At 52.0% G+C, this 15,793-nt stretch carries 12 protein-coding genes, 1 other RNA gene and 1 pseudogene; 13 read left to right on the forward strand and 1 reads right to left on the reverse strand.

Annotated elements, in window-relative coordinates; genetic code table 11:
* The first annotated feature begins 59 nt into the window (after positions 1 to 59).
* On the forward strand, positions 60 to 503 hold the full coding sequence (locus tag JI735_RS09215; RefSeq protein WP_039832670.1) for a YwiB family protein: 444 nt from the start codon (positions 60 to 62) through the stop codon (positions 501 to 503).
* Entirely contained in the window at positions 500 to 2,185 is a 1,686-nt protein-coding gene (gene argS, locus JI735_RS09220) for an arginine--tRNA ligase (protein WP_039832671.1), read from the forward strand. Before JI735_RS09215 ends, argS begins: the two co-directional genes overlap by 4 nt.
* A 453-nt stretch (positions 2,186 to 2,638) precedes the next feature.
* Here argS and JI735_RS09225 read toward each other — a convergent pair.
* Positions 2,639 to 3,807 (reverse strand): annotated as a pseudogene (locus JI735_RS09225) (S8 family peptidase).
* 402 nt (positions 3,808 to 4,209) lie between these two features.
* Here JI735_RS09225 and rpoE point away from each other — a divergent pair.
* From rpoE to JI735_RS09280, 11 genes are all read left to right on the forward strand, one after another.
* Positions 4,210 to 4,773 carry a DNA-directed RNA polymerase subunit delta gene (gene rpoE, locus JI735_RS09230; protein ID WP_020428181.1) on the forward strand — a complete coding sequence of 188 codons (564 nt, stop codon included), beginning with the start codon at positions 4,210 to 4,212 and terminating at the stop codon, positions 4,771 to 4,773.
* A 273-nt stretch (positions 4,774 to 5,046) separates the two neighbouring features.
* Positions 5,047 to 6,654 (forward strand): CTP synthase, encoded by a 1,608-nt coding sequence (locus tag JI735_RS09235; protein WP_039832183.1) that lies wholly within the window; start codon positions 5,047 to 5,049, stop codon positions 6,652 to 6,654.
* A 306-nt stretch (positions 6,655 to 6,960) separates the two neighbouring features.
* The gene (locus JI735_RS09240) at positions 6,961 to 7,347 is read left to right on the forward strand and encodes a response regulator (RefSeq protein WP_020428183.1); all 387 of its coding nucleotides are present in this window, start codon (positions 6,961 to 6,963) and stop codon (positions 7,345 to 7,347) included.
* A 194-nt stretch (positions 7,348 to 7,541) separates the two neighbouring features.
* Entirely contained in the window at positions 7,542 to 8,396 is an 855-nt protein-coding gene (fba, locus tag JI735_RS09245) for a class II fructose-1,6-bisphosphate aldolase (RefSeq protein WP_020428184.1), read from the forward strand.
* 314 nt (positions 8,397 to 8,710) lie between these two features.
* Positions 8,711 to 9,964, forward strand: coding sequence for a UDP-N-acetylglucosamine 1-carboxyvinyltransferase (locus JI735_RS09250; RefSeq protein WP_039832496.1), 1,254 nt, complete (start codon positions 8,711 to 8,713; stop codon positions 9,962 to 9,964).
* A 167-nt stretch (positions 9,965 to 10,131) separates the two neighbouring features.
* Positions 10,132 to 11,490 (forward strand): transcription termination factor Rho, encoded by a 1,359-nt coding sequence (gene rho, locus JI735_RS09255; protein WP_025703873.1) that lies wholly within the window; start codon positions 10,132 to 10,134, stop codon positions 11,488 to 11,490.
* A gap of 25 nt (positions 11,491 to 11,515) precedes the next feature.
* Positions 11,516 to 12,793: a radical SAM family protein gene (locus tag JI735_RS09260; protein ID WP_039832495.1), complete on the forward strand. Its 1,278-nt coding sequence runs from the start codon at positions 11,516 to 11,518 to the stop codon at positions 12,791 to 12,793.
* A 119-nt stretch (positions 12,794 to 12,912) separates the two neighbouring features.
* Positions 12,913 to 13,110 carry a 50S ribosomal protein L31 gene (gene rpmE, locus JI735_RS09265; RefSeq protein ID WP_039832494.1) on the forward strand — a complete coding sequence of 66 codons (198 nt, stop codon included), beginning with the start codon at positions 12,913 to 12,915 and terminating at the stop codon, positions 13,108 to 13,110.
* Between the two features lie 112 nt (positions 13,111 to 13,222).
* An RNA gene (ffs, locus tag JI735_RS09270) (signal recognition particle sRNA large type) lies at positions 13,223 to 13,491 on the forward strand.
* Between the two features lie 137 nt (positions 13,492 to 13,628).
* Complete coding sequence (dnaX, locus tag JI735_RS09275; RefSeq protein WP_039832493.1) at positions 13,629 to 15,404, forward strand: DNA polymerase III subunit gamma/tau; 1,776 nt, start codon at positions 13,629 to 13,631, stop codon at positions 15,402 to 15,404.
* Positions 15,405 to 15,450: 46 nt separating this feature from the next.
* Complete coding sequence (locus JI735_RS09280; protein ID WP_039832492.1) at positions 15,451 to 15,762, forward strand: YbaB/EbfC family nucleoid-associated protein; 312 nt, start codon at positions 15,451 to 15,453, stop codon at positions 15,760 to 15,762.
* Positions 15,763 to 15,793: the final 31 nt, after the last annotated feature.

Consider the following 15,793-nt stretch of genomic DNA (forward strand, 5'->3'; position numbering starts at 1 on the left):
CAATGGGAAAGCGAATATGCCTTAGATGAATATAAGTATGAACAAGCGAGGAACGTGTGATGACTGAATCAGAGTCCGACAAATACGGCGTATCCGTAACACTGGAGAGCGTGCAGGGCGGGGAACGGAACGTGGTGCACGCAGCAGGCGAAGTTATCACCAGAGGCAATCAGCTCTATCTCCGTTATGAAGAAACGCAGACAGGACCCAAGGACGAGGCGGTTTCAGTCCGCACCACCGTGAAGATTACAGACAACGGGCTCAAGCTGATCCGTCACGGCGGCGTCCAGTCGGAGCAGTCCTTTGAGCCGGGACAACGTCTGCCGGGATTCTACCGCTCGCCTTATACACAGTTTAATCTCTCTACAGACACCCGGAAGCTGGACGTGAAGCGCGCTGGAAGATCGCTTGCGGTTGCGTGGGAATATGATCTCTACGTGTACGGGGAATTATCGGGACAGTTCGCTATAAGTTTGCATATACAGGAGGAACCACAATCATGACACAAAGTCAAAACCCGCTTCAGTTAGCCAATGAACGGTTGAGGGAAGCGATCGCTGGGGCTATTATCGCCGCTGGCCTGGTTACTAGAGAGGAGCTTCCGGCCATTGTGCTGGAGGTGCCGAAAGACAAAGCCCACGGGGACCTGGCGACCAATGCCGCGATGCAGCTCACCAAGATTGCCAAACGTAATCCGCGGCAGATTGCTGAAGCGATTATCGGGCATCTGGACAAGAGCGCTGCTTCTATTGAAAAGGCTGAAATTGCCGGACCGGGCTTCATCAACTTTACGCTGTCCAAAAGCTACCTCTACCCGGTGATCGCCCTCGTAGCCGAACAGGGTGACAATTATGGCCGCATCGATGCAGGCCAGGGCAAAAGGGTCGAAATGGAATTTGTCAGCGCCAACCCTACCGGCAGCCTTCATCTGGGGCATGCCCGCGGGGCTGCTGTCGGCGACGCGCTCTGTAACGTACTGGATTTTGCCGGCTACGAGGTAACCCGCGAATATTACATCAATGATGCCGGGAACCAGGTCGCCAACCTGTGCAAATCCATCGAAACCCGTTACCTTCAGGAGCTGGGACAGCCGGCGGAAATGCCGGAGGACGGCTATCATGGCGAAGACATCAAGGGTTTTGCCAAAGAGCTGGTGGCTGAAAAAGGCGACGCTCTGCTGTCCATGACACCGGGCGACCGGGCGGCATTCTTCCGCACCTATGGTCTCGCCAAGGAGCTGGACAAAATCAAACGCGACCTCACCCGCTTCCGCGTAGGCTTCGATATCTGGTTCAGCGAAACCTCGCTGTACGAGAACGGTGAAGTGCTGCGTTCCCTGGATGAGCTGCGCGAGCGCGGCGAAGTCTACGAGCAAGATGGGGCCACCTGGCTGCAAACGACCAAATACGGCGACGACAAGGACCGCGTGCTGATCAAGAATGATGGGACCTACACCTACCTGACGCCGGATATCGCTTATCACAACGACAAATATGGCCGGGGCTACGATACAATGATCAACATCTGGGGCGCCGACCACCACGGCTATATTCCCCGGATGAAGGCGGCTATGTCGGCGCTTGGCAATGATCCGGAAAAGCTGGTTGTGCTGATTGCCCAAATGGTCAGTCTCTTCCAGAACGGCGAAAAGGTCAAAATGTCCAAACGTACGGGCAAAGCGGTTACGATGGAAGACCTGATGGACGAAGTCGGAATCGACGCCATCCGCTATTTCTTCACCATGCGCAGCATGGATTCGCATCTGGACTTCGATATGGACCTGGCTATTTCCACCTCCAATGAAAATCCTGTTTTCTATGTGCAGTACGCGCATGCACGGATCTGCAGCATTTTCCGCCAGGCGGAGGAGCAGGGGATTGTGCTTCCGGATTTTGCCGAAATCGATTATGCCAAGCTCACCGCTGAACATGAATATGCCCTTCTGCGCAAAATCGGCGAATTGCCGGCGGAGATCGGGATTGCCGCAAGCAGCTATGCACCGCACCGCCTGATCCGCTATGTGTACGATCTGGCTTCGCTGTTCCACAGCTACTACAAAGCGGAGCGCGTCATCACCGAAGATGCCGCCCAGACCCTGGCCCGCCTTGCCCTGCTGGGCGCGGTGCGGACCACAATCGCCAACGTGCTGCGCCTCGTTGGTGTTACCGCACCGGACCGGATGTAGCGTCCGGCTTCCGTACCAAAAGCTCCGCCCGTGTGATCCGGGCGGAGCTTTTGGTTTTGTTTAGGATATTATACAAGAAAAAGTCCGATTTTCGAGCGGATTCGGAATCAGAAGCTGTTATATCGTTCGTTTGAACCTAAAATAAGGGGCGATCGGACAAATAGCGGAATCTCAAGTTCGCTTGTCCTGCTGAATGGACGAATCCCCCAATTAACGGATTTCCTGTCCGCATCAGCGGCGGATAGATCGTGAAGCGAGCTCATTGAGTTCGCAGAGGAACCCAAGTGCCGGGCCTACCCCCGGCAGTCCGGTCAAAGCCGCCTGCGGCCCGCCGCGGCCCATCGCAGCCCGCCCGCAGTCCGCCGCCTGACGCGGCCCGTCCGGCCCGTGCGCGGCCTGCGGTCCCCAGGCCGCGCAAGGCCCCTTGCGGGCCACGGGCGGCGGCCGCCGCCGCTATGCCTTCGCAGCGGCCGCCCGCTTCGCCCGCGCGCCTGCCCGCAGCAGGCGCAGGGCATCGGCCGCGCCGCCGCCCAAGGCTGCGCGGCGCTGGCCCTTGCGCAGCCGCACCGGCGAGGCCGTGCGGCGCAGGAGCAGCTTCAGCTCCCGTGGCGAGAGCCCCGGGCGCAGCGCGAGCAGCAAGGCGGCGGCTCCCGTGACATGCGAGGTCGCCATGGAGGTGCCGCTCATCTCTCTGTAGCCCTCCTTCAGCCAGCAGGAGGTCACGCTTTCCCCGGGTCCGTATACATCAATATACGGACCGCGGTTGCTGAAGGCCGCGACGCGGTGCCTTCGGTCAAGGGCGCCGACGGCGATCGTCTCGGGGTAGCGGGCGGGATAATCCCCGCCGCGTTTGCCGTCGTTGCCGGAGGAAGCGATGATGGCGATCCCGGCCCGGTAGGCCTTGATCACCACATCGTGAAGGGCTTTGCTTCTGGTCTTCATGCCGAAGCTCATATTAATAATATCGATCCTGTTCTGTACGCACCAGTCGATGCCCAGCACAATATCGGACACATAAGCCGAGCCGTTATGATCAAAAGCTTTGACCGGGTACAACTGCGCCCGTGGCGCCACACCCATCATGCCGCGGGTGCCGCCGGCCGCTGCCAGCGTTCCGGCGATATGGGTGCCGTGTCCATTGTCATCGAAAGGGAGCATGCCGCGGTACAGCAGGTTCACGCCGGAGGCCAGCGAATGCTTGAGATCCGGATGCCGGTAGTCGGCTCCTGTATCAATGACACCGATTTTCACATGCACCCCGGTGGATCTGGACCAGGCCTGCGGGGCATGAATCGCTTTAACGCCCAGGGCATTAAGGAGGTGCCCGATTTTTCAGGGGCCGCCGCATGGACTTGTATCCGTGCATCCTCTTCGATACACAGGGCATCTTCAAATGTATGGAGCAGCTTACCTGCTCCGGCAGCAGGCACAAAAAATGCCCGGATCAGCGGGGACATCTGCACTTGCCGCAGTCCCGGTGTTTTCGCCTTCAGCGATTTCCACTCTGACAGCGCTCCGGCATACTGGCGGGCATCTTTGAAGGTAACGATGCGCCGGTCGGCATTTTTGGGGGCAGCCGATATCTCATTAAGCAGTATCTGCCAAAATCTGTAGTAATCCATAAGTTACGCCGTCCCCTCCTCGGTGCCGTGCTGACATATTGTATGAAAGGAGGCAGACGTCCGAATGGGAACTTGCCCTTTTTTAGCGAAATGGGCTGCCCATCGTGTCAAAAAGCGGAGCTTTACATAAAATAAACAGAAGAGGGCCGCAGGGTTCTCTTTGCAACATCCCGTAAGGAGCCGATCCTTGGCGTGGATACAGTCATGCGCGGAGGGAGTACCTCCGCCTTTTTAATGTGAGAGAGGAACGGGTTTTCCGGGAAGTCTGGGAATACATAATTCTGCAGGACGGTTTTGACTTGCAATTTGCTGCCAAATAGGTTTTACTTAGTTTTGTTAATGGATATCATGGAATAGAAATTAACGGTAATGTGAACAAAGCGTGAGAGGAAGTGTCCCTTAGTGAGTACGCCACTCAATTTAAAGCTGGACCCCGAGAAAGTAAAAGAAATGCCGATGGTGGACCTGGCTTTTCTGGTGCTCAAAGCAGCCAATACACCCTATTATTACCGTGATCTGATGGTCGAAGTGGCCAAGCTGCGCGGGATGACAGAAGAACAAACGAACGATACTATTGCACAGTTATATACCGAGATCAACATTGACGGGCGGTTTGCCTGCGTTGGAACCAACCTGTGGGGATTGAAACGCTGGTATCCGCTGGAACGCTCCGATGACCCGGTCGGCAACTCCAAACGTCCGCGTATTATCAATGACGAGGATGACGATCTGGAGGACGACGACTTCGCAGAAGAGGAAGATAACTACGCAGCAGAAGAAGAGGATTTCGACGCTATCGATGAAGATCGTGACGACCTCTATTCCGACGACGACAGCGAAGAAGAAGTTGACGAAGATGTTGTAATCGATGAAGATGACATCGACGAAGACGACGTGGATGATGAGGATTCCGAAGACGGCGACGACGAAGATGCCGACGATGAGGACGAGAACGACAACTATTAGAATAGATTGCAATCAGGCGCAATTCCTCCCTTGACATGGGTGGGATCGTCAGAGTAAACTATTGCATGGGCTTATAATGAAAGTTAATATTGTTTTCAAAAATAAAAAGTGCCCCGGTTCTACGGGTGTCACTTTTTTGTTTTTTTTGGAGGGTTTTTCCGGGATCTATTTAAGAAGTAACTTGTGGATTCCCTGTTTTGATAATGGAAAAAAGGGTACGATAAACACCAAGCGTCGCCTGAATTTCTGGACTTTATTTAGGAGGGTTATACAGTGACAAAGTATATTTTTGTAACGGGTGGTGTCGTGTCTTCCCTGGGCAAAGGGATTACCGCCGCTTCTCTGGGCAGGCTGCTCAAGAACAGAGGTTTGAAGGTGACGATTCAAAAATTCGATCCTTATATTAATGTAGACCCTGGAACCATGAGTCCTTATCAGCATGGCGAAGTGTTCGTAACCGACGATGGGGCGGAAACCGACCTGGACCTTGGGCACTATGAACGGTTTATTGACATCAATCTCTCGAAGAACAGCAACGTGACAACTGGCAAGATCTACTCCTCGGTCATCAGCAAAGAGCGCCGCGGGGAATATTTGGGCGGCACGGTTCAAGTCATTCCGCATATCACGAACGAGATCAAGGAACGCGTGTTCCGCGCAGGACGTGAAACCGGGTCCGATGTAGTGATTACCGAAATCGGCGGAACCGTGGGCGATATCGAGAGCTTGCCGTTTCTGGAAGCAATCCGTCAGATCAAAAGCGACATCGGCCGTGAGAATGTGATGTACATTCATGTCACCCTGATTCCGTATATCAAGGCTGCCGGAGAAGTCAAAACCAAACCGACTCAGCACAGCGTCAAGGAGCTGCGCAGTATCGGGATTCAGCCGAATGTCATTGTCTGCCGCACGGAATATGCGCTTTCTGATGACATGAAGGCCAAAATCGCCCTGTTCTGCGATATCGATGCCAATGCAGTGGTGGAATGCCGCGATGCATCAACCTTGTATGAAGTACCGCTCAACCTTCGGGATGAAGGACTGGACGAAATTGTAGTCAATCATTTGAAGCTGACGACACCTGCTCCGGATATGCGCGAATGGGAAAATATGCTGGGCCGGATCCAGAAGCTGGAGCGCACCGTTGAAATCGCCATCGTCGGCAAATATGTAGCCCTGCATGATGCTTATTTGAGTGTGGTGGAGTCCCTTTCGCATGCCGGCTTTGCGGCCAATGCCGAGGTGAAGGTCCGCTGGGTGGATGCTGAGCTTGTTACCGACGAGAATGTCGGCGAATTGCTGGGCGGCATCGGCGGCATTCTCGTTCCGGGCGGCTTCGGTGACCGGGGGATCGAAGGCAAGATTTCTGCCATTCGTTATGCCCGTGAACAATCCATTCCGTTCTTCGGTATCTGCCTTGGGATGCAGGTTTCCGTTATTGAATACGGCCGTTCCATTCTGGGACTGGCAGGTGCGAACAGCTCGGAGATTGATCCGGCTACACCGCACCCGCTGATTGACCTGCTGCCGGAGCAGAAGGATATCGAAGATATGGGCGGAACTATGCGTCTTGGTCTTTACCCATGTAAGCTTCTTCCTGAATCACTGGCAATGTCCTGCTACGATGATGAATTGGTATATGAACGTCACCGTCACCGGTATGAGTTCAACAACGCCTACCGTGATGAGATTGAAAAAGCCGGCCTCGTAATCTCCGGAACCTCTCCGGATGGCCGTCTGGTGGAGATCGTCGAGCTTCCGGGCCATCCGTGGTTCCTCTCAGTACAGTTCCATCCAGAGTTTACCTCCCGTCCGAACCGTCCGCAGCCGCTTTTCCGTGAATTTGTCAAAGCTTCGCTGACTCATTCCGAACAATTGTAATCCAAAGACCTGTAAATTAGTCCTGCCGAGCCTCCGCCCTGGAGGCTTTCTTTAAAATATGAGGGTTTATAGGTTTCACGCCACAAATCATCCTCGGTACCTCCATTTTGAGCATGAAATGTCTCCTAATCGCTGACTGGTTCCAGTCCATAAAATGACATAGATTTACGCATTTTAACCAATTAGCAGGATTTTGACTATAAGGAACGAATAATAGGTTTCGTATAGACTTGTTTTGTTAAGGGGTCATTAGCTGTACGTGCGCGCGGTATGGACAATCTGCTTCAAATTCTGGGAGGGTATGGTATGGAAAAGAAAAAAGTGTTAATTGTCGATGATCAGAACGGAATCCGAATTCTCCTCATGGAAGTATTTAATAGTGAAGGGTATGCCACATTTCAAGCCGCTAACGGAAAACTGGCATTGGACATTGTCCGCAGCGAATCGCCCGACCTGGTCTTGCTCGATATGAAAATTCCGGGGATGGACGGACTTGAGATCCTGAAGCATTTGAAGGAGATCAATCCGGCTATCAAGGTCATTATGATGACAGCTTACGGTGAACTGGATATGATTAAGGAGGCGACCAAGCTGGGGGCGCTAATGCATTTTACTAAGCCGTTTGACATCGATGAGATGCGGATAGCTGTGAACATGCACCTTAACAATAAGTCTATAGACCAATGCAGCTAAGTAGTTTGGGAATGTTCTGTTATGGATATTCTAGAGAGGATTAATCTGCCTGAAGTATGGGTTGGCCGAATATCGTCCCGGCGGGACATTTTTTTGTGTATCCTATTTAGTATTTGACACAGGATGTGCTATAATAGGCCTGTATGTGATGTCGGCTTATATAAGCAACCCAATATTTTAGGAGGATTGAAACCATGCCATTAGTATCGATGACAGACATGTTAAACAAAGCACTACAAGGAAAATACGCAGTAGGCCAGTACAACATCAACAACCTGGAGTGGACTCAAGCGATTCTTGGTGCCGCAGAAGAAGAGAAGTCACCAGTAATCCTTGGCGTATCCGAAGGCGCAGCCCGTCACATGGGCGGATTCTACACCGTTGTGAAGATGGTTGAAGGTCTTATCCATGACATGAAGATCACTGTACCGGTTGCCATTCACCTGGATCACGGTTCCAGCTTTGACAAATGCAAGGAAGCGATTGATGCCGGATTCACATCTGTAATGATCGACGGTTCCCATCACCCAATTGATGAGAATATCGAAATGACCAAAAAAGTTGTAGATTATGCTCATGCAAAAGGCGTTTCTGTAGAAGCTGAAGTGGGTACTGTCGGCGGACAGGAAGATGACGTTATCGGCGGCATTCAGTATGCGGACCTGAACGAATGCGTGCGTATCGTCAAAGAAACAGGCATCGATACCTTGGCTCCTGCGCTTGGTTCCGTACATGGCCCTTACCATGGCGAGCCTAACCTTGGGTTCAAAGAAATGGAAGAAATCCGTGATGCGGTTAAACTTCCATTGGTTCTGCACGGCGGAACTGGTATTCCAGAGCATGACATCAAGAAATCCATTTCCCTGGGTACTTCCAAAATCAACGTAAACACTGAGAACCAGATCGCATTTGCTAAGGTTGTTCGCGAAGTGCTGGCTGCAAAACCGGATGCTTACGATCCGCGTACATTCATCGCACCAGGCCGCGAAGCTATCAAACAGACCGTTATCGGCAAAATCCGCGAGTTCGGCTCCAGCAACAAAGCCTAATCCATTTATGAGGAAAGCGGACAGGCTTTCTTAGGGCTGTCACTGCACCTCTCCACGTTTGCAACAACAGATTACTGTAATGTCGTCCAGCTGAATAGATTATATTTGGAGAGCACCGCCTAGCCGGTGTCTTTCCATTTAATATAAGGAGTTATTCGCTTACCGCGGTAACCTGTCCTTGTATTTGCTTGCGGAAACGGGCGCCGTCCTTGTGTAAGGGCGGCGCAGCCGTTTCTAATCTTCATTACCAACAAAGCCACAGCAGGTATTGCCAGGGCAAGCTGCAATACACGTAGGGGGAACCGGATAAATTTATGGAAAAATTAATGATTGGCGGTGGACGTCCTTTAGAAGGCGTTGTCACCATCAGTGGAGCGAAGAATAGCGCGATTGCGCTTATTCCTGCGGCGATTTTGGCCGAGTCTGAAGTTGTTCTGGATAACTTGCCGTCCCTTAGCGATGTAGCTGTATACTCCGAAATTCTGGAGGATCTTGGAGCCGCGGTTTCCTGGACAGGCAGCCAGATGAGAATTAATCCCTCCCGTATCGTATCCATTCCAATGCCTAACGGACCGGTGAAGAAACTCCGGGCCTCGTATTATATGATGGGAGCGCTTCTTGGAAGATTTAAGGAGGCAACGATTGGTCTTCCCGGGGGCTGCAATTTTGAACCCCGTCCGATTGACCAGCACATTAAGGGCTTTGAAGCGCTGGGTGCGACTGTCACCAACGATCATGGTTCTATTCACTTGTATGCCAAGGAACTGCACGGTGCCAAAATCTATCTGGACGTATCGAGCGTAGGTGCCACTATTAACATTATGCTTGCGGCTTCACGCGCCAAGGGCTCAACAATTATTGAAAATGCGGCTAAAGAGCCTGAGATTATAGATGTAGCAACCCTCTTGAACTCCATGGGCGCTGTTATTAAGGGCGCGGGAACTGAAACGATCCGGATCGAAGGTGTCACGGAAATGCACGGCTGCCGTCATTCCATCATTCCCGACCGTATTCAGGCTGGAACGTATATGATTGCTGCTGCAGCTACGCGCGGCAATGTATTGATAGATAATGTAATCCCGAAGCATCTGGAGGCGCTGACGGCCAAGCTCCTGGAGATGGGCGTAAGTATTGAAGAACTGGATGAGAGCATCCGGGTCATCGGCCAGGGTAAATACGAGCATGCTGATGTAAAAGCACTGATATACCCTGGATTTGCCACCGATTTGCAATCGCCAATGACAAGTATGCTTACCCAGGCTGAAGGGGTCAGTGTGCTCAGCGATTTTGTATACAGTAACCGGTTTAAGCATGTGCCGGAACTGGTGCGTATGGGCGCCAAAATCCGTGTCGAAGGACGTTCCGCCATTATTGAAGGAAGCAGGCTGAATGCTGCGAAGGTCAAAGCTGCCGATCTGCGTGCAGGCGCAGCGCTTGTGATTGCCGGACTTACGGTGGAGGAAGGAATTACCGAGGTTACCGGTGTGGAATTTATCGACCGTGGTTACGACAATCTGGTTAGCAACTTGCGTAATTTGGGAGCCGATGTATGGCGCGAGAACGAATAATTTAGGATCATCCGATGGCATGGAAGGGGTATTTTTTGCTCCCGCACTGCATATTCCCTTCCAAATTGGGTAATGCTATCCTAATGAGCAATTTAGTAGACTCCTATTTTCCCGTCTATCTTGCTAGAAGAACTTATTATTATAAAAATTGAATAGGTGGTTATTACATGGATCTTCAAATTTCCGATTTGGAAGAAATGAAGCTGACCGATTTGTATAAGCTGGCGAAAAAATACCAGATTCCATACTACGGGACGCTAAAAAAACGGGAGCTGATTTTTGCCATCCTCCGGGCTCAGGCGGAACAGAGCGGGCTCATGTTTATGGAAGGTGTGCTCGAAATTTTGCCTGAGGGCTATGGTTTTCTAAGGCCGATTAACTACTTGCCCAGCGCGGAAGATATTTATATCTCGGCTTCCCAGATTCGCAAGTTCGATCTTAGAAGCGGCGATCTGGTATCCGGCAAATGCCGCACTCCCAAAGAGAATGAACGCTACTTCGGATTGCTTCAAGTCAACGCCGTCAACGGCGAGAATCCTGCCAGTGCAGCAGAGCGTTTGCATTTTCCGGCGCTGACACCTCTTTATCCGCAAGATAAGCTGCCGCTTGAAACATCCCCTACACACTTGTCTACCCGAATTATGGATTTGCTTGCTCCTGTTGGTCTGGGGCAGCGCGGTTTGATTGTAGCACCTCCCAAAGCAGGGAAAACGCTCCTCCTAAAAGAAATTGCCAACAGCATTTCCACTAACAATCCTGAAATTGCTCTGTTTGTACTGCTGATTGATGAACGTCCCGAGGAAGTAACGGATATGCAGCGTTCTGTGAAGGGTGAAGTTGTGGCATCTACCTTTGATGAGCTCCCGGAGAACCATATCAAAGTAGCCGAGCTTGTACTGCAGCGGGCTTTGCGTTTAGTAGAGCATAAGAAGGATGTTGTCATTTTGCTGGATAGTATTACCCGGCTCGCGCGTGCCTACAACTTGGTTGTACCTCCATCCGGGCGCACACTGAGCGGCGGTATTGATCCGGCGGCATTCCATCGTCCCAAACGGTTTTTTGGGTCTGCACGGAATGTGGAGGAAGGCGGAAGCCTAACCATACTCGCAACGGCGCTTATTGATACCGGTTCACGGATGGATGATATTATTTATGAAGAATTTAAAGGTACAGGGAACATGGAGCTTCATTTGGACCGCAAGCTGGCAGAACGCCGCATTTTCCCGGCCATCGATATCCGCCGTTCCGGCACGCGCCGCGAAGAGGTGCTGCTGAGCAAGGAAGAGCTGGATACCATTTGGGCAATTCGCAAAAATATGAACGAGTCCTACGATTTTGTGGAAGGCTTCCTCAAAAAGCTGCGTGACAGCAAGACGAATGCCGAATTCCTGGCCTCCTTTGATGTTGCGGGGAATAAGGAATCTTCGTCTCCAAGCGGAACGGCAAGCAATGGCGGAACCTCGAACAGCGGCTCGTCCGCACGCCGGACATCCCGGCCGAAGACGCCTTCAGTGCCCACCACCTGAGAAACGAGAATAAGAGGAGACTAACATGTATTTGGTATATGCCGACGAACAAGGAAACGTATATGATCATTCCGAGCTGTACGGTTTAGCCCGCAGTGGGGATATGATTGTTGAGATGCTGGAGGAAGAGCTGATACCGCTGCCTGAAGGGGCCACCCTGGTAGGGTTGCCTAATACGCGCGCAGTGGGCATGAACCCTAAGACAGGTGAAATGCTGCCGTTGCCGGAAGGATCGCAGGCGGTGGGAGCATTGCTGCCGCAAGGCTTTACCCGTCTGTGTCTTCCCGGCTACGTCAAGACAGACAAGTCGTATAAGCTTCCACTTTTCGGCTATTCCGCAGTAGTGTGGAAAGATGGCGGCTTTTACGTGGCTGCGGATCTTACGGATGATCCCGAGCAGTGGAATCCGCTTAATTGTGATCGGGAGGATGTTGAAGCTGGGGTGGGCAGTTTAACTGCGAAGTACCCGGAGAACCGTCTTTACGGCCACCTTTCCAATTGTGCGCTTGGCTACGAATGTCTGACCTCCTCCAACACCTTTTTGGGGCGGTGGGAAGGAGCGGTTCCTGTTTCCTATTCCTGCAATGCCGGATGCTTCGGCTGTATTTCCGAACAGCCGGACGACAGCGGCTTTGTATCGCCGCAGACACGAATGAACTTTCGCCCTACGGTGAACGAGATTTCAGAGGTAATGCTGGAGCATCTGAAAACGCCCCAGTCCATAATCAGCTTCGGCCAGGGCTGTGAAGGTGAACCGTCTACTCAAGCAAAGCTTATTATCGAGGCGATTCGTGAAGTCCGGTCCATTACAGATATGGGCTACATCAACATTAATACGAATGCCGGCCTAAGCGATCATATTCGCGGCATCGTTGACGCCGGACTGGATTTAATGCGTGTCAGTACAATCAGCGCGCTGGATGACCACTATAATGCTTATTACAAACCACGTGGCTATACGTTAGCTAATGTCGAGAAGTCTCTGAAATACGCAGCTTCACAGGGTGTGTATACATCGATCAATTACCTGATCTTTCCGGGGGTCACAGACCGCGAAGAGGAGATCGAGGCGATGGTGGAATTCGTTAGACGTACAGACCTGAAGCTGATACAAATGCGCAACCTCAATATTGACCCGGAGAGCTACCTGGAATTAATACCCCCGGCTCAGGGGGAGATTCTGGGAATGAAGACGATGCTGGAGATTTTCCGTGAAGAGCTTCCGGATGTTGTCATAGGTTCGTATACCCATGTGCCGCCTGCGGATTTGGCCCGGGCCAAGCAGCGGCGGGTGAAAATCTAGCATAAATAAGCGGGACACAGACATATTGCAGAGTCTATCCTTTCGTGCTAAAATACCGCTTAGATATTTTAATAACTCTAGGCCCGCATGAGGCTTAGGGCACGAGAGGTGAGGTTTATATGCAATCAGCAATTCAACCCAAGTACAATGTAACCAAGGTAACCTGTGCGTGTGGCAATACCTTCGAGACCGGTTCTGTAAAGCCAGAGCTGCGTGTCGAAATTTGCTCCAGCTGCCACCCGTTCTTCACGGGCAAGCAGAAGTTCATGGATGCCGGCGGCCGTGTTGATAAATTTAAGAAAAAATATGGTATCTAATCCAGTTGCACTTTAGCAGTTATGGATCGTACCGGCCCCCGGACATTATGCCGGGGGCTCATCCTTTATCTGGAGTTGATTTTTGCCCGCACGTAGGCTATACTTATCTTCGCCGTGCTAGACGGGGAGGTAGCGGTGCCCTGTAACTCGCAATCCGCTGTAGCGAGGTTGAATTCCTGTTAGAGGTGCTGTCGATGTGAGGCCCTGGTTCCTACGGGCTGTGTTGACGGTTGGGTCCTCCGCAATGAGTGCTTATGAACCTGGTCAGGTCCGGAAGGAAGCAGCCATAAGTAAGTTAACTCTTGTGCCGGAGGGTGGCCTAGCCCGAGCAGTGTTGTAGGGTTGCCGCTTGGATCGCAGCCATCAATAACAGGTGCGCGGTTTTACATATTATCCATAACAGTATCTTTGCCACGGGCGGAGATGCTTTTTTGTTTTTGGTCAAAGCCTGGTGTATATAGTATAATAAATTAGCGACAAATTGCCGAAAGCGGCAGCCTAAGAGAGGGTAATGCATAGTGGAACATATCGCGCTGTATCGTGCCTGGCGGCCGCAGTCGTTTCATGACATGGTAGGACAACAGCACATTATTCAGACGCTGCAAAATGCAATTCGTGAACAGCGGGTTTCGCATGCCTATCTGTTCAGCGGACCGCGGGGTACAGGCAAGACAAGCGCCGCCAAAGTGCTCGCCAAAGCTGTCAATTGCGAGCGCAGTGAAGGCGCTGAGCCATGCAATGAATGCCCATCCTGTCTGCGGATCACCGCGGGGAATGTCATGGATGTGCAGGAAATTGACGCAGCGTCGAACCGGGGCGTTGAAGAGATACGTGATCTCCGGGATAAGGTGAAATATGCGCCTACCGAAGTCCGCCGTAAAGTGTATATTATTGATGAAGTGCATATGCTGACTACAGAAGCTTTTAATGCGCTGCTGAAGACGCTGGAGGAGCCGCCTCCGCATGTAATGTTTATTCTGGCGACCACAGAGCCGCATAAATTGCCGGCAACGATTATTTCCCGCTGCCAGCGTTTTGATTTTCGCCGGGTGTCACTGGAAGAGCAGACAGCTCACTTAACAGCGATCTGCCAGAAGGAAGGGATCTCGGCGGACTCAGATGCGCTGCAGTATATTGCCCGCCTTTCCGATGGCGGGATGCGCGATGCGCTCAGTATACTGGACCAGATTTCTTCCTTTACAGATGGCCAAGTCACCTATCAGCAAGTGCTGGGCATGACCGGAGGGATTCCCTCCGAACAATTTGCACGCCTGGCTACGGCCATTCTGGAAGGGGATATGGGACTGCTTCTGGAGCTGGTCGAGCAGCTTATGCATGAAGGCAAGAGTGCTGATAAATGTCTGGAGAACCTGCTGTATTATTTCCGCGATTTACTGATGATCAAGATGGTGCCGGGAGCCGATCAACTAACGGACCGTGTACTGAATCCGGCGGACTTCCGTGATATGGCGGCGGCATTCACCCGGGACCGGCTGTTTCTGATCGTAGAGACGCTGACCCGTTATCTGGGTGAGATGAAGTACGCTACGCATCCGCAAACCTTGTTTGAAGTAGCGCTGATGAAGCTCTGCAGCCTGCAGCAGCAAGAGGGTTCCCCGCACGGGACCGCTCCGCAAGCGGCTTCTTCCCATGTAGTTGGCGGCAATGCTGCAGCTGTGGACTCCGGTGAACTGGAACATCTCAAACGGCAGATTGCTGCCTTGGAGAAGAAGCTGGAGCAGGCTATGCAGTCCGGCGCCTTGTCCGGTGGAGGACGCGGGGAGCAGGGCAATCAAGGCAGACAGCCTGCCCAGGCGCCTGCGCCGCGGGTATCCTCTCCTTCCAAGCTGCCGCCGCAGCTGGATAAGTTTATTGCGGGCAAGGACAGCCCCGATTTTGCGGAAGTGTATAAAAAGTGGAGTGTTGTCCTGCAGGGTGTGAAGGAAGAGAAGGTCACGGTTCACGCCTGGTTTGTCGACGGAGAGCCTGTGGCTGTTATGGAAGACGCTGTGCTGGTTGCCTTTAAGAATACAATTCATCGTGATACTACTGAGAAACCTGCGAACAGACAGGTAATTGAGAACGTATTTACGGCCCGTCTGGGCAAACCTTACCGGCTTGTGACCATGATGCTCCGCGACTGGAATGAGGCTGCAATGAAAACTGCTGCGCAGACCAGTACAGAGGAACTTCAATTGGAGCATGAACACGAAACGGGGGATACCCGGACTGAACCATGGATTGACGAGGCGATCCAGCTCTTTGGGGAAGACCTTGTTGTCATAAAAGAATAGTTAAGCCTATCAGCGCCGAGTGCGCATTCCAAAGGAGAGACGATGTATGAACAATATGAACCAAATGATGAAGCAGGTCAAAAAAATGCAGGAGCAAATGCTCAAAGCCCAAGAGGAACTGGGCAGCAAGACCATTGAAGGATCATCCGGCGGCGGTGTGGTAACAGTCCAAGTCAACGGCCACAAAAAGCTGCTCTCGATCAAGATCAAGCCTGAGGCTGTAGATCCCGATGATATCGAAATGCTGCAGGATCTAGTGATTACTGCGGTAAATGATGCTCTTACCCAAGCGGAAGAGCTGGCGAATAATGATATGGGTAAATTTACCGGAGGAATGAAGATCCCTGGCTTGTTCTAGACCTTACTTCATCCAGTCCAAAGGAGAACCA

This window comes from Paenibacillus sonchi (assembly GCF_016772475.1).
Classification (GTDB): domain Bacteria; phylum Bacillota; class Bacilli; order Paenibacillales; family Paenibacillaceae; genus Paenibacillus_AQ; species Paenibacillus_AQ sonchi.